General features: G+C 31.5%; 17 protein-coding genes. 6 read left to right on the top strand and 11 right to left on the bottom strand.

The genetic code is table 11. The annotated features are described in order from the left end of the window. Positions 1-10 precede the first annotated feature (10 nt). The 3 genes from ACY3IT_RS04265 to ACY3IT_RS04255 are packed head-to-tail and all read left to right on the top strand — an operon-like array spanning position 11 to position 4,575. Entirely contained in the window at positions 11-1,054 is a 1,044-nt protein-coding gene (locus ACY3IT_RS04265) for a M42 family metallopeptidase (RefSeq protein WP_463083623.1), read from the top strand. Then, positions 1,051-2,025 (top strand): tRNA 4-thiouridine(8) synthase ThiI, encoded by a 975-nt coding sequence (locus ACY3IT_RS04260; RefSeq protein ID WP_463083544.1) that lies wholly within the window; start codon positions 1,051-1,053, stop codon positions 2,023-2,025. Before ACY3IT_RS04265 ends, ACY3IT_RS04260 begins: the two co-directional genes overlap by 4 nt. 3 nt (positions 2,026-2,028) lie before the next feature. After that, entirely contained in the window at positions 2,029-4,575 is a 2,547-nt protein-coding gene (locus tag ACY3IT_RS04255; RefSeq protein ID WP_463083543.1) for a CBS domain-containing protein, read from the top strand. On the opposite strand, the gene alr is transcribed toward ACY3IT_RS04255, so the two are convergent. From alr to rpmB, 11 genes are read right to left on the bottom strand one after another with little or no spacing between them, the layout of a single operon-like run. Next, the gene (alr, locus tag ACY3IT_RS04250; protein WP_463083542.1) at positions 4,553-5,692 is read right to left on the bottom strand and encodes an alanine racemase; all 1,140 of its coding nucleotides are present in this window, start codon (positions 5,690-5,692) and stop codon (positions 4,553-4,555) included. The genes ACY3IT_RS04255 and alr overlap by 23 nt on opposite strands. Beyond that, positions 5,693-6,298, bottom strand: a complete 606-nt coding sequence (locus ACY3IT_RS04245) for a V-type ATP synthase subunit D (protein WP_463083541.1) — start codon at positions 6,296-6,298, stop codon at positions 5,693-5,695. It lies immediately after the preceding gene. Then, positions 6,288-7,670, bottom strand: a complete 1,383-nt coding sequence (locus ACY3IT_RS04240) for a V-type ATP synthase subunit B (RefSeq protein WP_463083540.1) — start codon at positions 7,668-7,670, stop codon at positions 6,288-6,290. Before ACY3IT_RS04240 ends, ACY3IT_RS04245 begins: the two co-directional genes overlap by 11 nt. After that, complete coding sequence (locus ACY3IT_RS04235; RefSeq protein ID WP_463083539.1) at positions 7,663-9,432, bottom strand: V-type ATP synthase subunit A; 1,770 nt, start codon at positions 9,430-9,432, stop codon at positions 7,663-7,665. The genes ACY3IT_RS04240 and ACY3IT_RS04235 overlap by 8 nt, the downstream gene beginning before the upstream one ends. Before the next feature lie 4 nt (positions 9,433-9,436). Then, positions 9,437-9,748, bottom strand: a complete 312-nt coding sequence (locus ACY3IT_RS04230) for a V-type ATP synthase subunit F (protein WP_463083538.1) — start codon at positions 9,746-9,748, stop codon at positions 9,437-9,439. Continuing rightward, entirely contained in the window at positions 9,741-10,604 is an 864-nt protein-coding gene (locus ACY3IT_RS04225; RefSeq protein ID WP_463083537.1) for a V-type ATPase subunit, read from the bottom strand. The genes ACY3IT_RS04230 and ACY3IT_RS04225 overlap by 8 nt, the downstream gene beginning before the upstream one ends. 2 nt (positions 10,605-10,606) lie before the next feature. Further along, positions 10,607-11,173: a V-type proton ATPase subunit E gene (locus ACY3IT_RS04220; RefSeq protein WP_463083536.1), complete on the bottom strand. Its 567-nt coding sequence runs from the start codon at positions 11,171-11,173 to the stop codon at positions 10,607-10,609. Then, positions 11,173-11,646: a V-type ATP synthase subunit K gene (locus ACY3IT_RS04215; protein ID WP_463083535.1), complete on the bottom strand. Its 474-nt coding sequence runs from the start codon at positions 11,644-11,646 to the stop codon at positions 11,173-11,175. Before ACY3IT_RS04215 ends, ACY3IT_RS04220 begins: the two co-directional genes overlap by 1 nt. A gap of 5 nt (positions 11,647-11,651) precedes the next feature. After that, positions 11,652-13,622, bottom strand: coding sequence for a V-type ATP synthase subunit I (locus tag ACY3IT_RS04210; RefSeq protein ID WP_463083534.1), 1,971 nt, complete (start codon positions 13,620-13,622; stop codon positions 11,652-11,654). A gap of 10 nt (positions 13,623-13,632) precedes the next feature. Further along, positions 13,633-13,959 carry a chromosome partitioning protein gene (locus ACY3IT_RS04205; protein ID WP_463083533.1) on the bottom strand — a complete coding sequence of 109 codons (327 nt, stop codon included), beginning with the start codon at positions 13,957-13,959 and terminating at the stop codon, positions 13,633-13,635. Between the two features lie 3 nt (positions 13,960-13,962). Next, a complete protein-coding gene (gene rpmB / locus ACY3IT_RS04200) occupies positions 13,963-14,154 on the bottom strand; it encodes a 50S ribosomal protein L28 (RefSeq protein WP_148806697.1) in 192 nt (63 codons plus the stop codon). A gap of 108 nt (positions 14,155-14,262) precedes the next feature. Between rpmB and ACY3IT_RS04195 the strand changes: the two genes are divergently transcribed. Genes ACY3IT_RS04195 through mfd form a run of 3 tightly spaced genes read left to right on the top strand, consistent with a single transcriptional unit; the run spans position 14,263 to position 18,810 of the window. Beyond that, positions 14,263-15,081 carry an MEMO1 family protein gene (locus ACY3IT_RS04195; protein ID WP_463083532.1) on the top strand — a complete coding sequence of 273 codons (819 nt, stop codon included), beginning with the start codon at positions 14,263-14,265 and terminating at the stop codon, positions 15,079-15,081. Beyond that, entirely contained in the window at positions 15,074-15,652 is a 579-nt protein-coding gene (pth, locus tag ACY3IT_RS04190) for an aminoacyl-tRNA hydrolase (RefSeq protein ID WP_463083531.1), read from the top strand. Before ACY3IT_RS04195 ends, pth begins: the two co-directional genes overlap by 8 nt. Next, the gene (gene mfd, locus ACY3IT_RS04185) at positions 15,640-18,810 is read left to right on the top strand and encodes a transcription-repair coupling factor (RefSeq protein ID WP_463083530.1); all 3,171 of its coding nucleotides are present in this window, start codon (positions 15,640-15,642) and stop codon (positions 18,808-18,810) included. The genes pth and mfd overlap by 13 nt, the downstream gene beginning before the upstream one ends. Positions 18,811-18,838 lie beyond the last annotated feature (28 nt).

Genomic DNA, 18,838 nt, shown 5'->3' with positions numbered 1-18,838 from the left:
CTTATTACAAATGTTAAAAGAGATCACAGAAGCCAGTGGTGTTTCAGGATATGAAAAGGAAATAAGAGAGGTAGTTAAAAAATATCTTAGAGATTATGCAAGTTTAGAAGAAGATCGCTTAGGAAGTCTTATCTTTAAGAAAGAGGGACAAAACCCTTATCCCAAGGTTATGCTTGCTGCCCATATGGATGAAATTGGTTTTATGGTAAAGAGTATTACCACAAATGGATATATAAAATTCTTACCTCTTGGTGGTTGGTGGGATCAAGTGTTACTTTCTCAAAGAGTAGTTATACATACTCAAAAAGGACCTGTTATCGGAGTAATCGGATCAAAACCACCTCATATTCTTACAGAAGAAGAAAGAAAAAAAGTTGTAGAAAAGAAAGATATGTATATAGATGTAGGGGCTAAGAGCGAAGAAGAAGCTTTAAATATGGGAATAAGACCAGGAGATCCTATAACTCCAAAAAGTGATTTTACTATTATGAATAATCCTGATTTGCTTATTGCAAAGGCATGGGATGATAGAGTTGGTTGTGCATTAATGATCGAAATTATTAAAGAACTAAAAAGTATAAATCATCCCAACACTGTATTCGGTGTAGCCACAGTACAAGAAGAAGTTGGTCTTAGAGGAGCAGTAACTTCTTCTTATGTAATAAATCCTGATGTTGCCATAGTCTTAGAATCGGATATAGCTACCGATATGCCAGGCACAGAAGAGGAAAAAAAGGTATTTTTAGGAAAAGGACCTTCCATTATACTTTATGATGCTACCATGATCCCTAATATCAATCTAAGAAGAATTTTTATTGAAACTGCGGAAAAATTAAATATTTCAATCCAATTTTCAGCCTTAGAAAAAGGTGGTACTGATGGAGGAAGAATTCATATTCATGCTAAAGGTGTACCTTCCATAGTAATTGGTGTCCCAGCAAGATATATTCATTCCCATACAAGCATAATAAATATTCAAGATTTCCTAAATGCAAAAAGACTTATATTAGAAGTAATAAAAAGATTAGATAAAGAAATTGTAGAAAATTTATGAGAAAAAGAGCCATATCCCTTCTATCAGGTGGATTAGATAGTATACTAGCAACATGGCTTATCCTTCAACAGGGGGTAGAAATAATCGGAATATCTTTTTCTACCCCCTTTTTTGATACAGAAAAAGCCAAAAAAGCTGCTGAATTTCTCAATATCCCTTTGGAAATTATTGATGTGACTGATGAATTTATACCTATATTATTAAACCCAAGATATGGTTATGGAAAAAACATGAATCCTTGTATTGACTGTCATGCTTTTATGATAAAAAAAGCAAAAGAACTACTTAAAAAATATAATGCTGATTTCATTGTGACAGGTGAAGTTTTGGGAGAAAGACCCATGTCCCAAAATAAACAATCCTTAAAAATTGTAGAAAAATACTCTGAGGCAGAGGACATATTACTTAGACCATTATCAGCAAAAATACTTCCCCCAACAAAACCTGAAAGAGAAGGCTTAATAGATCGAAGCAAATTATTAGATATAAAGGGCAGATCAAGAAAAATACAACTTGATCTTGCAAAAAGAATAGGATTAAAAGAAATTCCAACTCCTGCTGGTGGTTGTCTCCTCACAGAACCTAATTTCTCAAGGAGACTTAAAGATCTTATAGAACATCAAAAACTCATCTCAAAAAGAGATTTAGAACTTTTAAAATTGGGTAGACACTTTAGAATTGATGAGGTAAAAATCATTGTAGGGAGAAACAAAGAAGAAAACGAAAAATTGTTAGAATTAGCAAATCATGAAGATATAATTATAAAAGCAGAAGAACCGTCTCCCATAGTACTAATACCCCAGAAAATAGAAAATGAAATAATTTTAGAAATAGCAGGAAAAATTGCAGGATATTATAGCGATCATAGAAATAAAGAAAAGGTAATAATAAAAATAAAACATGGAGAAAAGGAAAAAGAGTCAGAAATAGAACCATATAATAAAGAAAATTTTCCTTATAAACCTATATAGATTATGAAGGAAAAAATTCAATTGATTCTTTCTCATAACTACTTAGATTTTGATGCCTTATCCTCTCTCTATGCTGCAAAAAAACTATACCCAAAAGCCATAGCTTATACAAGCAAAAGCATGGAGAGAAAAGTTTATGAATTCTATTTATTATACAAGGATATCCTTAGGTTTCAAGAAAACTACGAGTATATTATTTCAAACAAAGACAATATAGAAAAGATCATATTAGTAGATAACCATTACGTAAACAGAATAGATAAAAATATTCAAGAAATATTCAAAGAAGGAAATTATATTATAGAAATTTACGACCATCATGAAAGTGGAGACATAAAAGGAAATACTGAAATCATAGAAAGAACTGGGTCCACCACCACCATATTAGTAGAAAAACTAATAGAAAATAAAATTCCTATAGATCCCATAGAAGCTACCATATTTCTAATTGGAATTTACCAGGATACAGGGAATTTTACCTTTGCAAATACTACTCCAAAAGATTTAAAAATAGCCAGCATTCTTTTAGAAAGAGGTGCTGATTTAAACATCATAAACTATTATTTACACGAAAAATTAACCGACGAGCAAAAAGAATTTCTTGATGAACTTTTACAGAACTCAAAAGAGGAAATTATAAGAGGTTATAAGGTTGTTATAAGCAAGTTAAAAAAGGAAAAATATATAGAAGGTCTCTCTATATTGGCTCATAAAGTTTTGGATGAAAAAGAAGGAGATATTCTTTTCATATTACTTCAAGTAAAGGAAAAAATTTATGTATTAGGAAGAACAAGACTTCCCAACATCGATCTTAGAGATATCTTGAAAGAATTTAATCCGGGAGGACATAAAAGTGCTACTACTGTAGTACTGAATAGCAATAGCATAGAGCTTGACGACCTTGAAAATTTTTTAAAAGAAAGATTACTAATTTCTTTACCTAAAGATTTTACTGCAAAAGATATAATGTCCTATCCAGTAGTCACAATAACATCAGATACAAGCATTCGTGAGGCCTTCAGAATAATGATGAAATATGGTTATGGTGGATTATGTGTTGAGGAAAATGGCAAGCTTATAGGAATTATAAGTAGAAGAGATGTAGAAAAAGCAATAAATTTAAAACTAACAAAAAGAAAGGTCAAATCTTTTATGTCAAAACCAGTAATAACTGTCACACCTGAAACATCTATCTCTGAAATAGAAAGAATTTTAGTAGAAAAAAATATCGGAAGAGTTCCTGTAGTAGAAAATGGCAAGATAGTAGGAATTATTACAAGACAAGATATATTAAAGTTTAGATTTTTGAAATCACAAACTTATGCACCTTTAGGAAGTATATTTCAGATCCAAGAAGAGAAAATAAAAAATTCGCCTTGGAAAGAGATTTTAGAAGAATTGAGAAATTTGACATCACAGTATAACATTTCTATTTATGCCATTGGAGGTTTTGTAAGGGATCTTTTATTGGGAATACCTAATTACGATCTTGATCTAGTAGTAGAAGGAGATATAAATATCGTTATATCAAAAATAATGGATAAATGGACTGGAAAAGTGAAAGTTCATGATGAATTTGGAACATCCGAAATTGTCATAGATGGAAAGAGAATAGATATCGCTACTGCAAGAACTGAATATTATGAGGAACCTGGAAGCCTCCCAAAGGTAGAGAGAAGTTCTTTTTGGTTAGACTTAAAAAGAAGAGATTTCACGATAAATGCTTTAGCAATGAGTTTAAATGAAGAAAATTTTGGAGAAATCATAGATCTTTATGGGGGATTAGAAGATCTTACAAGAAAAGAATTAAGAGTTCTCCATAATTTAAGTTTTATAGAAGATCCAACAAGAATTCTTAGAGGAATAAGATTAGAAGTAAGACTTTCCTTTTCCTTTGAAGAAAAAACATTTTCATTATTGAAAGAAGCCATAGAGCATGGATTTCTTAAAAAGATTGGAAAAGAAAGATTAAGAGAAGAAATAATTCTAATCTTAAACGAAAAAGAACCAGTAAAAGTATTGAGAAGATTGGAAGAATTAAATGCTATAAACCAAATATTTCCAATTAAAAATCTTCCAAAGAATATAGAGAAAACACTTGATATTTTAAGAAAAGAGTATCCTGAAAATTATAAAATTCAAGTCTTAGATATAATTTCAAATGCCGACGAAAAAGATGGCACAATATGGTTAGAAGAATTACATTTTTCTAAAAAAACCATATATTATTTCTCTATACTGAAAAGATACATGGAAAAAGAGATACTTAATGAAAAAGACATTCTTTTCCTCTATGAACTTCCAATACACATATTACTTCTTATTTCTGTCAATGCAAAAAGAAAAAAAGAAATTCTTAGAATAAAACTTCTAAAAGAGAAAAAAGTACCATATATAACTGGAGAAGAACTACTTAGCCTTGGTATTAGAGGAAGAAAAATAGGAGAAACTCTAAAATTATTATTTTTGAAACATTTTAATAATGAGATAAAAGATAAACATGATGAAATAAAACTTATAAATGAAATTATAAACCAAGCTCCTCAATAGGATCCTTTAAAATTTCTCCATTAAATTTATAAACACTGCATAGCCTCTTTGCAGAACCAAACCCTGTTAATATTTCATAAGGAATAGTATTCGAAAGAATAGAAAGTTCTTGAGCATCTATTATTTTATCTCCTTCCTTTCCCATAATTGTTACCAAATCACCCGCTTTTATATCCTTATCCGTAACATTTACTGTAAATTGATCCATTGATATCCTTCCTACAACTTTAAAAAAATCACCTTTTATTATAACTTTAGCCTTATTTGATAGTTCTCTTCTATATCCATCAGCATATCCTATAGGAATAAGTGCCAAAACCATATTTTTTTGTGTAATATATGTATGTCCATAACCTATTCCCCATCCTGCAGGTACCTCTTTTATTAAAGTAACCCTCGCTTTGACTTCCATAACTGGCTTTAATTTCTTATCTCCATATCCATACAAAGAGATACCAGGTCTTACAGCTTGATAATGTAGTTCTGGAAAATTAAAAATTCCCCCTGTATTGGATACATGAAAATATATGTCATCATGATAATTTTTTAGATCATTATATATTTTCTGGCAAAGGTCCTTTTGAAATATATTATAAGGATCCTTTTTGTTTTCTGGAGTAGAAAGATGTGTAGACAAAGCCTCTAAATATAGTTCAGGATATTTACTTAATATATCCTTTATTTTATCTATATCAGTAGGAAGTATACCTTCTCTGCCCATGCCTGTATCTATAGCAAGATGAAATTTTAATCTCTTTCCTAATTTCTTAGCGTATTTACCAAGTTCCTCTAAGAAAAACAAATCCGAAACTAATGGAATAAGATTAAATTCAAAAAAATAAGGAATAGAATAATAAAGCTGGGGAGATAAAATTAATATCTCCCCAGTTATACCTATGTTTCTTAACTCAATTCCTTCTTCTATGTGAGCAACAGCAAATTTTTTAATTCCCTCTTTTTGCAAGAATCTTGATACTACTTTTGCTCCATGCCCATAAGCATCAGCTTTAACTACAGCTATTATTTCAACTTTTTCTCCTACTTTTTCTTTTATAATCTTTAAATTATTTAAAAGAGCAGATAAATCAATTTCTCTCCAAGCCAATTTATTTTCCATTTATGATTCCTTTAATCTTAACAACCTAAAGAAATTTCCTCTTTCTAGTTCTTCTAACTTAACTGTAATAAGTTTTATGGTTTCCTCAATTTGAGGAATCAATTTATATTCTAAGGCATTAACTCTTCTCTTGGTCCTCTCTATCTCTTGAAGAAGAGAAAGAATATATCTTTCTTTATTAGCTAAAGCCACTAATTCATCTAACAATTCAGACCATAAACGTGAAAGCTCGTCTAAATCAGCAGGAGTTTCTATCAAGCTATAAGATGGAAAATAAAGGTTAGAAATTGATAGTTCCTTAACAGGAATATTCATCTTCTTTTCATATTTTTGGTACAAAAGACTTTTTCCATCATTCATAAATACAAGTAAATCCCATATAGGCCCAGAAGTTTTTATATATACAATACCTCCGAGAGCCAAGAATTCTAAAAATTTCTCCTCTGTAAGTTCTCTTAAAGTTCTATAGCTTTGTATCTCTTCCATAAATCTTTGGATCAAACCTTCTAATTTATCTTCCAACAATTTATGCCCTCTCCTCGCAATAGCAAGTCTTTTTTTAAGTCTTAAAAGTTCCATTCGGTTAGGATTAACTCTAAGAGGCATCTTCCTTCCCCCAGAATTCATCAAGATATTCAGGTCTCACTCTCTTGAGACTGGATCTTGGCAATTTTCTAAGTAGCTTCCAACCTAAATCTAAGGTCTCAAATATACTTCTATTTTCATATTCACCTTGTCTTATAAATTTATCCTCAAATTCCTCTGCAAATTCTAAAAACTGCAAATCCTCTTCTGTAAGGGCTGCTTCTCCTAAAACTACCGCTAACTCTTTAGCCTCTAATCCACGTGAGTAGGCGGCATAAAGCTGGTTAGAAAGATCACCATGATCTTTTCTTGTTCTTCCTTCTCCTATTCCACCTCTCATAAGCCTTGATAAAGATTGAAGAACATCTATAGGTGGATAAATTCCTCTTCTGTAAAGTTCTCTACTTAGGAATATCTGACCCTCCGTAATATAACCTGTGAGATCTGGTATAGGGTGAGTTCTATCATCTTCTGGCATGGTAAGAATAGGTAGTAGAGTGATAGATCCTTTCTTACCTTTAATTCTTCCTGCCCTTTCATATAATGTGGCAAGATCTGTATAAAGGTAACCTGGATAACCTCTTCTTCCTGGGACTTCTTTTCTTGCAGCTGATACCTCTCTTAATGCTTCTGCATAATTGGTCATATCACTTAATATGACTAAAACATGCATGTCTAAGTCAAAAGCTAAATATTCAGCACAGGTTAACGCAAATCTTGGGGTTGCAATTCTTTCTATAACTGGATCATTGGCAAGATTTATAAAAAGAACACTTCTTTCAAGAGCTCCCGTTTCTTTAAAGTTTTCTATAAAGAAATTAGCTTCTTCAAAAGTAATACCCATAGCTCCAAAAACTACTGCGAATTTTTCTTCCTCATTCAAGAGTCTTGCTTGTCTCGCTATTTGTGCCGCTAATGTAGCATGGGGTAGTCCAGATCCTGAAAATATAGGAATTTTCTGTCCACGTACAATAGTATTCATTCCATCTATCGCAGAGATACCAGTTTGAATAAATTCCGATGGATAGGCTCGAGAATAAGGATTAATTGGACTACCATTTATATCCATCCTCTTATGAGGAATGATCTCAGGACCACCGTCTCTTGGACGCCCCAGACCATCAAAAGTTCTTCCAAGGAGAGAAGGAGAAAGATTTATTTCAAGAACGTGCCCCAAAAACTTAATTCTCATACCTTTTAAAGATAAATCTTGTGTGCTTGCAAACATCTGCACTAAAGCAGCACCTTCTTGAGCTTCGAGAACTTGCCCCTGTCTTATTTCTCCATTAGAAAGCTTTACTTCAACAACCTCTCCATATTTGACATTTTCTATATTCTCCACCAAAACTAAAGGTCCACTTATTTTTGATACAGAGGTATATTCTTTAAGCATATTCCTTTGTCCCCTCCTTTATACCACGCAACTTCTGAGCAACCTCAAAAAGTAGATCTTCTAACTCCTTCCTCCTATCCTCTGGTATAAATTTCATTCGGGCTATCTTTTCCCTTTCTGGCATTCTTAAAATATCCTCTAAAGGATAACCTTCTTCTATTAACTTTAAAGCTACATTATGAAAATTCATTATGTTTTTAAGCATAAGATATTGCTTATACAATGAAGTATAGGTGTCAACCTCATGAAGTGCATTTTGATGTAAGAAATCTTCTCTTATAGATCTTGCCGTTTCTAAAGTTAATCTATCTTGAGGTGATAAAGCTTCCATTCCTACTAATCTTACAATATCTTGAAGTTCCGCTTCTCTTTGTAGAATTGCCATAGCTTTTTGCCTTAATTCATAATAATCTTCAGCTATTTTTTCTCTCCAATACTTACTAACAGGCTCCAAATATAAAGAATAACTTACAAGCCAATCTACTGCAGGAAAATGTCTACTAAAGGCAAGTCTTGCATCTAGTCCCCAGAATACTTTAGCAACTCTCAATGTGGCCTGTACAACAGGATCAGATAAGTCTCCCCCAGGAGGAGACACGGCTCCTATAATACTTACTGAACCTATCTTTTCATCTTTTCCTAAACATCTTACTAAGCCTGCTCTTTCATAAAATCCTGCTACTCGAGAGGCTAAATAAGCAGGATAACCTTCTTCTCCTGGCATTTCTCCAAGTCTTCCAGAAATCTCTCTCATTGCTTCTGCCCAACGTGATGTGGAATCAGCCATTAATGCTACATGATATCCCATATCTCTAAAGTATTCTGCTATTGTAATACCTGTAAATACAGAAGCCTCTCTTGCTGCTACTGGCATATTAGATGTATTTGCTATGAGAATTGTTCTTTCCATTAATGGTTTTCCTGTTCGAGGATCTTTTAACTCAGGAAATTCTATCAACACTTCGGTCATCTCATTCCCTCTTTCACCACAACCAATATAAACTACAACTTCTGCATCTGCCCATTTAGCTAATTGGTGCTGAATAATTGTCTTTCCACTTCCAAAAGGTCCAGGAACACAAGCGGTACCACCTTTTACCAATGGAAAGAAAGTATCCAATACCCTCTGTCCTGTTATCAAAGGTATTTGAGGAGGAAGCTTTTCTTTAACAGGTCTCTGGTATCTTACTGGCCATTTATGCATTAACTTTAATTCTACTTTATCCCCATTCTCTTCCTCTAATATTCCTATAGTATCATCTACCGTAAAACTACCATTTTTAATTTCTAAAATTTTCCCTTTTAGCTTAGGAGGAACTAAAATTCTATGTTGTAATGCTGATGTTTCTTGCACAACTCCTAATATATCTCCACCTTCCACATAATCCCCTACCTTGACTCTTGCCTCAAAATTCCACTTTTTGTTTCTATCTAAGGCTGGGAAAGAAAGTCCTCTACTTAAAAAATCTCCACTAATTTCGGCCAATCTATTTAATGGCCTTTGGATTCCATCATAAATCTGACCAATAATTCCAGGTCCCAGTTCAACAGAAAGAGGCTCACCTAATGCATATACGGGCTCTCCTGGTCCTATCCCTTGAGTTTCTTCATATACTTGAATATATACTAAATCATTATCCAAACCAATAATTTCACCAAAAAGCTCTAAGTTTCCTACCCTTACCATCTCATACATCTTAACATTTGCAAGCCCTTTCGCTACAACTAAAGGACCTGCAACTCTAACTATCTTTCCTTCCATATTACTATCCCTCTCCTTCAGAAAGTATATCTATTCCTAAGGCTTTTTCAGCCATATCTCTTAAAATCTCTTCCCCTAATTTTCGTTGTGAAAATGTATCGGGTAAAATAAGAGGAATCTTATCTTTTACATTTTCTAAAATCTTTCCAGAAACACTTTCCAAAACTATAATCAAAGAATATTCCTTATCAGATAATCTATTAAAAACATCAAAGGCTTCTTTTTCATTTTTTACAGGAAAAACATCTACACCGTATATCTTAAATATTTCTACCAAACTTTCCAAACCTATAATAGCAATTTTACCTTCAAGCATTTGTCTTCAACAACCTTCTTTCCCAAAAAGCTTTTGGAATATTATTCTTTTTACTCTCTAAAAGGAGAATTAAATCTTCTAATTCCCACCATTTGTTATAGAAATAAAAAATAACAACTTCAGGACCACTAATCACATTTTTAAAATTCATTGTCATATAATTTAAAAGATATTTTTTAATCAAAAAGTCAAAGTCAACATTTTCAGCCTCTTTTAAAACCTCTTGATAAATCCCAGATGTTTTCTCATGAAAAGATTCAATAGAACTCAGATTTATACCATATTTTTTAAATATATCTATATTTATATTTAATCTTTGAAGTCTTGAAATAATCTTTAAAACATAAAGATCTGTCCTTAATTCCCAAAATTTCTTAATATTAGGCAAACTAAGATTTTTTGTAAGCTCTTGTGAATACTTTACTACCTCCAAATCGATATATATATTTAAGAGGTTTAAATCATTAGTATCTTGCCAAAATCTAAACGCTCTATCTAATATTCTCTTTTTTAATTGATCATAAACAGCGCCATATTTGACATCAAAGGTCCCTAAAAAATCCTGTTGTATATTACTCTTTAATAAATTCGCCCTTACATCATGAACCATTAAATCAAAAAGCATAAGATCTAAATATGGAGACTTAACAGTCATCCTTATGTTTTTAAGATCGTCGTTTAGAATTTTTATAATTCCCACATATCCTTCTAAAAGGCTCCCATAATTATTATTCCTTAAAAAATCAACTAACTCTTCTATAGAGGAATTTATTAACTGCTCCCATGTTGCTTTATCTATGAATTTAGGAAACTTAGCCTTTAAATTTGTAGATAAAAATAGATATTCTGCATACATAATTACATTTCACCACGCAATATTTTAGCAATATCAAGAATATTATTATTCACAAGCTCTTCCAAAATTGTGTCTAAGGTAAGATCTATAATCACATTTCCTTTTTCAATTATAAATCCACCCATCCCTTCAACTCTTTCTTCTCTCAGTATAAGATTAAATTCCTTTGAGAGAGTTTCAATATCCAGACTATCTTCGCCCTTTGTCAACAAAATACTACCCTCATTAATCTTTTCCCTTAATAAAATAGATCTCCATATGTCTGTATACTTATCTTTTGAAAGCTTCTTTACTCTTTTTAAAAGTTCAGATTTCAAATTGTATACAACTTCAGTCTCAATCTTAGCTGATTCAGTTAAATACTTCAGTTTAATCTGAGACGTTAAAGTCTCTTCCTCTTTCTTCAATCTATTTTCCAACTCTCTCTTAATCTGTTCCTTCCACTCTTCAAACTCTTTTTCTTTTTTTGTCACAAAATCAGTAAATTCCTTTTCCTTCTTCTCTCTTAACTCTTCAATTTTAAATTCTTTTTCTTTTTCAAGCCTTTCTAATACTTTCTCTATAGACATTAGATCTTCACTCCAAAGAATAAGAATATTATTGAGGTAATTAAAGAAAGAATAGCGTAGGTTTCAACTAAAGCAGGAATAATAATAGCCTGACCAGAAGTTTGTGGTTTTTGGGCTACCATTTGCAATGCTGCGGCACTTGCTCTACCCTGCCAAATTCCACTCACAAATTCACCAATCATAAGAGGAATACTTACAGCAAAAACCATAAGCCCCTGCTCAAGGGTTAAATTAGGGACATTACCCCCAAGAAGCCCAAGCCTCATTAAAATAAGAAATGCTCCTATAAATCCATAAAATCCTTGTGTACCAGGAAGAGCTTGTAGTATAAGAACAGTACCAAAAAGCTCTGGTTTTTCTGCTAATACTCCTCCTGCGGCCTCACCAGCAATACCAACTCCTTTACCAGAACCTGCTGCTGCAAGACCAGCACCTAAAGCAGCGCCAATAAGGGCAATTGCTAAACCCAACATACTTCTTACCTCCCATTAGATTGTTTCTTTAATTTAAAATACTTACCTTCCACTCTATAAATAGAGAACCTTCTGCCACCATCAACAAAGAACCTTCCATACATTTCTAAAAATTGCAATCTGGTAGAATGAACAAAGGCTGAAAGAGCACTTAAAACAAAATTTAATACTTGGCCGAAAACCCATACTAATGGCAACAATATAAAACCTAAAACTGGAATCCCTTTAATCATATTAGCTAGTTGTGTTATCACGAAACCAAATATTGAACCCACTAAGTTCAAAGCAAAAAGTCTTGAATAGGAAAGAATATCTCCAACAAATGAGGTCAAGCCATATCCACCTAATATTCCGTATATACTAATTAATCCCACAATAAATCTTGCTACACCCTTATTATCCCTTCCTTGAGTTAACACAAGACCTATCAAGCTTAACCAAATTAGATATTTAAATATTTGTAAGTATGGAATATTTATTTTTAGTGCATTTCCTCCAAAATATATAAGGATTGATCCTAAAAAGAGTATCCAAAGTCCAGCATCATAAAAAGCCCCTTTATAATCCTTTACCCTCCAACAAGAAATAAATCTTAAAATTAAAGCATAAAATTGAGATATTACACCAATGAGAAGTGCAATTCCTAAAGCGGTTATTAAGTCCTGACTTGGATTTATAATAGGGAATATCCCTATAAATTTACCGTCAGGACCTAAAAATATCTGATTACCAAAAAAACTCCAAGTAATTATACCAACTAAAATAGATGGGAAACTTAGAATAGTTAATAAATCCAACAATTCCTTAGTTTCATCTTCGGGTTTATAAACTTTCTTTATCCATATTGTAGAGATGAGTAAAAGAAGTCCATAACCCACATCCCCCAAACAAATACCAAAAAATAACATATAAAAAGGTACCATAAAGGGAGTAGGATCTATAAATCCATAAGGAGGAAGTCCATAAAGCTTCGTTAAAAATTCAAAGGGTTTTATAAATTTAGGATTATCTAAAAGTACAGGTGGATCCTCATCGGGTAATGGATCTCTACTCTCAAAGCCAAAATCGGTAAGTCTTTTTTTAACAATATTTAGAAATTCGTTTTTATCCTTTTTAGGTATCCAACCAGAAAAAACAGAAAAATATTTACTTCTATAAGAATACTCTTTATAACCTAACTCTCCTACCTTAGAAAGGTAATAATCATACCAGGCAAGTATGTTTTTCTTTTTAGTATATAGATCTTTAGCCTTCTCAAAAAGTTCGGAAAGTTCTTTTTTTAATTTTATTAGAAAATTACTTATCTTCTCAAGGGCAGTTTTTGGATAATGTTTTAAATAAGGGATTCTTTTATTCTCAAAATTATATTTTGTTAACAGGGATTCAAAATAGAATATTTTATCCTTAGGTATAAGGATAACTATCCTTACTTCACCGTTTATTTCAAAATACTTATACCAACTTTCCTCTAATATATCACTTGCTTCCCTCACAAACTCGGAAAAATCATCCTTTTTAAAACTTCCGCTATACAGGTTAAATCGCTTAAAGGTTCTGGGAAAATTTAATTCTGAATCCAGAAATTCCCAATATTTAGTTTCCTCATACAAAGCAGTCAAAATTTTCTCTTTTTCTTCTATTACTGAAAGCTTTTTTTCTAAACTTTTTGCTTCCTTATATAAACTTTCTAAGGAGACCTCACTCCTTAATTTTTCAAACTCTTCTTCAGAAATTTCCTCTCTACCAGCAAAAAAAGCTTCTAAAAAACCCTTTTTTTGTGGATAAAATATATTTATAATCCTTAGTATATCCTCTATTCTTGAAATTTCGTTATCATATGGGTTTCCTTTTTCTGGGGTCTCCTCATCTCCTAATTTCTCCCAATGGATACGGGGGAACTCTTTGAATATATCTCTCAATATACTCTCTTCATTCTTAGGAACAATTAACCAAAATTTCTCTACATCTAAAATCATTTTTTCTTCCTCAACCTTCTAAAAGTTTTTGGAAGAGAAAATCTAAGGCTTTAGGTAAGTTACCTTCCAATTTTTCTTTATGTTGTTTTAATTTTAAATCGTACTCTTTTGCTATCTCAGCTATCTTTCTTTCTATTTCCTCTTTTCTTACTTTCTCTATCCCTTTTATCTCCCTTAAATATTCTTGTCTCTTTTCCTCTTGTTTTAAAAGAAACTCTTCTATTTTTTTGTTAAATATAATTTCTATGTTTATTTTTTCCTTTTCTATTTGGGCTTCTAATTCTTTTTCCTTTTCATGAATATAAGAAATTACATCCTTAACTTTTTCTTCCCTCATAGCTTATACAACCTTCTGTACCTTTCCAGCCTTTAAGCATCTGGTACAAACTTTTATTGTTTTAACCTTTCCATTAACTAAAGCACGAACCTTATGAAGGTTGGGAAGCCATCTGGTTTTTGTCCTACGATGAGAATGGCTTACTTGTAAACCTACCCAAGGTCCCTTTCCACAAATCTCGCACCTTCTTGACATATTTTCATCCTCCCTTCTCTAAATATAGAATTTTAAGAAACTTTCTTTAAAACCATATTAAAACTTAGAATTTCTATTTTATTCAAAAATCGGTTATAATTATATCATATGAAAGACAGAATACCATATGTAGCAGGATACTTTTATCCTGCTGACGAAAGAGAACTAATAAGCCTTATATCCAAGTTTATTATAAAGACAGATGAAAAAATATCTGCCATAGGATGCGTTGTTCCTCATGCAGGATATATTTACTCTGGAAAAGTTGCAGGTAAAGTATATTCAAGCATAAAAATACCTAACAATGTTATAATTTTAGGTCCCAACCACAATGGCTTAGGGGCACCTGCATCAATATATAAGGAAGGTAAATGGTTAACTCCACTAGGTAAGGTAGATATAAACAACGATTTATCTGAAAAGATACTCAAACACTCTAAGTATTTAATTGAAGATCTTTATGCTCATAGATATGAACATTCTATAGAGGTTCAAATTCCCTTCTTGCAATTTTTAAACCCCAATATAAGTATAGTTCCCATCACAATAGTGGATTATAGAACCCCCATATTATATGATTTAGCAATAGCCATCTATAAAGCCATATTAGAAACTAACGATCCAATTCTTGTTATTGCAAGTTCTGACTTTTCTCATTATGAACCTCTGACCATAGCTAAGGAAAAAGATTTCTATGCTATAGAAGCCATATTAAATTTAGATGAAGAAGAATTTATGAATCGAGTAAGAGAAGAAGATATTAGTATTTGTGGATCAGGTCCTATTTTCGTAACAATAACAGTAAGTAAATATTTAGGCGCTTCAAAGGGAGTACTTATAGACTATAGTACTTCTGGAGATATCACGAAAGACTATTCAGAAGTAGTAGGATATGCAGGAATAGTTTTTCTAAAAGAAAGTGGATAGATTAGGAATAATTGGATTAGGAAATCCTGGAAAAGAATATGAAAACACACGCCATAATGTTGGTTTTATGGTAGTGGATTATTTATACGATTATTTCTCCTTTAATAAATGGGAAAAAATAGAACTAAATTTTGTTTCTGAAGGCTTTATAGAATCATCTAAAATATACCTTGTTAAGCCCCAAACATATATGAATTTAAGCGGTAAAGGAGTAAAAAATTTTCTTGATAATTATAATCTTGAACCACAAGAAATTTTAATAGTACAAGATGATTTAGATCTCAATTTAGGATCTATAAGAATTAGGTTTAATGGAAAAGATGGAGGACACAATGGAATAAAATCTATTATACAAGAAATTCAAACCTCTAATTTTTATCGCTTAAGAATTGGAATAGGAAAACCAATAGATAAAGCTGAAACAATAAATTACGTATTAGGAGAGTTTACAGAAGAAGAATGGAAAATCTTATCAAAAGTATTAAACAAAATGCCAGAAATAATTAATACTATTTTAAAGGAGGGATGGGATAAGGCTCAGAATCTTTATAATAGAAGATGGCTCTTTTAGAAAAATTTATTAGAAGTAAAGAGTTTAATAAATTAAAATATCTTATCAATGAGGGAAAAAACTTAAAAATTTTTGGGATTTATAAAGGTATATATCCTATACTACTTGAATCTTTACTTAACCTTGAAAGGCCTATTCTATGGATTACCAATAATGATGAAAATTTAACATTATGGGAAGATTTAAAAAATGAGATCGATATTTTAGAAACATTTCCTTCTTACGTTCATTTACCTTATGAAAAACCTTTAAGATCTGTACAAAAAGAAGGAAAAAGATTAAGGGTTCTTACTGATCTCTTATTAAATCCGAATCATACAGTTATAGCTTCTTTAAAATCTCTTATCTATCCATTAACCTCAAAATATAAACTCTCAAACAATTTCATAGTCTTAGAGGTAGGTAAAGAGATAGAGAGAAATCTTTTAGAAAATTTTCTTCAAAGAAATCAATATGAGAAGAATACTCAAGTAGAGAAAATAGGAGAATATAGTGTTAGAGGTGGAATTTTGGATATCTTTCCATCTTCCTCTGAATATCCTATAAGATTAGAATTTTTTGGAGATGAAATAACATCAATAAGATTTTTTAGTATCGAAGACCGAAGGTCTATAAAAAATTTAACAAAATTTATTTTAACCCCCTTATATGAACTTGATAAAAATTTAGATGAAGAAAAATATTTCTTGAAACATAACGAAGTAATAGACTATATTTTCTCCTTCTTGTCCTCCAAGACCCTGATCGTATTTGAAAATTTAGGAGAAAGTTTAGCTCTCTTAGAAAAATGGGAGGAAAAAGGAAAAGAAAATTATAATAGAAGATCATCAAAAGAAAAGTTACCACCTAATCTTTTTCTTACAAAAGAAAGATTATTAGAGAATTTAGGTAAATATCAATATTTAGATCTTCACAATTATGAACCTGACATTAATTTTACTATCTACTCTCCCCCAACATTTAAGGGTACAGGAGATTTTTTAGAAAAGACATTAAAAAGTTATAAAGAAGATGGTTGGGAAATTTACATTTCCTCTGAACATGAAGATATATTAAAAATACGCTTAAAAAACATAGATTTGAAATATTTAAGAGGAGAAAAAATAAAAGAAGGCTTTTTATGGGAAAATGAAAAAATATTGGTATTAACAGATTATGAAATTTTTGGAAAGAGAAGAAAAAGAAAAGTTATAAAAACAGAAAAAGGCTTAAAACCTAAAGATTTATCATTATTAAAAGATGGGGATTATGTAGTACATGTTAATTATGGTATAGGTATATTTAGAGGTCTCAAGAAACTAAAAATAGAAGGAATCGAGAATGAATTCATAACTATAGAATATGCAGATAAAAGCTATTTATATGTACCTTTGGAAGAGATGCATCTTATTCAAAGGTATATATCATCTTCTCAAACTCCTCCTCAGATAAGCAAACTTGGTACGAAACAATGGGAGGAAACTAAAAGAAAAGTCAAAGAATCAGCTAAAGAAATTGCTGAAGAATTGTTAAAAATATATGCTCAAAGGGAAATTTCTCAAGGTTTTGCCTTTTCTAAAGATAATTTTCTACAAAAAGAACTGGAAGCAAGTTTCCCTTATATTGAAACCGAAGATCAAATTAAAGCCCTAAACGAAATCAAAAAGGATATGGAATCGAACAAACCTATGGAAAGAGTACTTATTGGAGATGTGGGTTTTGGAAAAACAGAGCTTGCTTTAAGAGCAAGTTTTAAAGCAGTATTAGATGGAAAACAAGTGGCTATTCTTGTACCCACTACTATTTTAGCATTTCAGCATTGGAGAGTTTTTAAAGAAAGACTTGAAGTTTTTCCCGTGAATATTGAGATTTTAAGCAGATTAAAACCAAAATCGGAACAAAAAAGAATTTTGGAAAAAATTAAAAAAGGAGAAATAGATATTATTATAGGAACCCATAGAATCCTTCAAAAGGATGTTCAATTTAGAGATTTAGGACTTATCATAGTAGATGAAGAACATAGATTTGGAGTATTGCAAAAAGAACATTTTAAAAAGAAATACCCCAATGTAGACATTCTCTATCTTTCTGCAACTCCTATTCCTCGCACCCTTTCTATGATTCTTTCAGGAATAAGGCAATTTTCTATTTTAGAAACACCACCTGAAAACCGATTACCTATACAAACTTTTGTATTAGAATATAATCCTCAAATCATCCAAGAAGGGATAAGAAGAGAATTAGAAAGAGGAGGTCAAGTATATTATGTCTGCAATGATATTCCAAAACTTGAAAAAATAAGAGAATTTCTTACTCAATTAGTTCCAGAGGCCTCTTATGGTATCATTCATGGTCAAATGGCAGATGAAAAGATTACGGAAATAATGAATGATTTTTACAACGGAAAAATAGATGTGCTTATAGCTACCACAATAATCGAATCAGGAATAGATGTACCTAACGCCAATACACTTTTTGTAGAAAATGCAGAACACATGGGTCTTGCCCAGTTGTATCAACTTAGAGGTCGCATTGGACGGTCAGATAGGCAAGCTTATGCTTATTTTCTCCATGCTCCAATTAAAAAACTATCTGAAGAAAGTATAAAAAGATTGGAAGCATTAAAAGAATTTTCAAGTTTGGGGTCTGGCTTAAGACTTGCATTGCGTGATTTAGAGATAAGAGGAGCAGGTAAAATATTAGGCAAAGAACAACATGGACATATTGACTCGGTAGGATTCTACCTCTACCTACAACTTTTAGAAGAGGCCATTAAAGAATTAAAATCACAAGAAAAAGAAGAGAAAGAAAAAAATTGTAAGATAATACATCCCTTCTCTATTTCTATACCAGAAGACTATATAACCTCAAGCAGTGATCGTATCTACTATTATCAGAAACTTGCTCACTTAAAATCCCTTTCAGAATTAGATGATATTAAGAGGGAGATGGAAGATATCTATGGACCAATTCCTGAAAGTTTAAATAATCTCTTTTTGTTTTCTAAAATAAAATTCTTGGCAGAAAATATGAATATTGAAAAAATCGAAATCTCTACAAGATTAAAATTACACCCAAAAGATGGAAAAATTAAAGAGCTATCTCTTCCTCAAGGAACAATCACCAAAAAACTTGTATTTATTTATAATTTTCTAAAAGATCTCTCCAATATAAGATAAAATTGTGATATAATCGCAATCAGATTGC

It is taken from the genome of Dictyoglomus sp. GBS (genome assembly GCF_055179815.1).
This window is presented reverse-complemented; position numbering and strand designations above follow the sequence as displayed.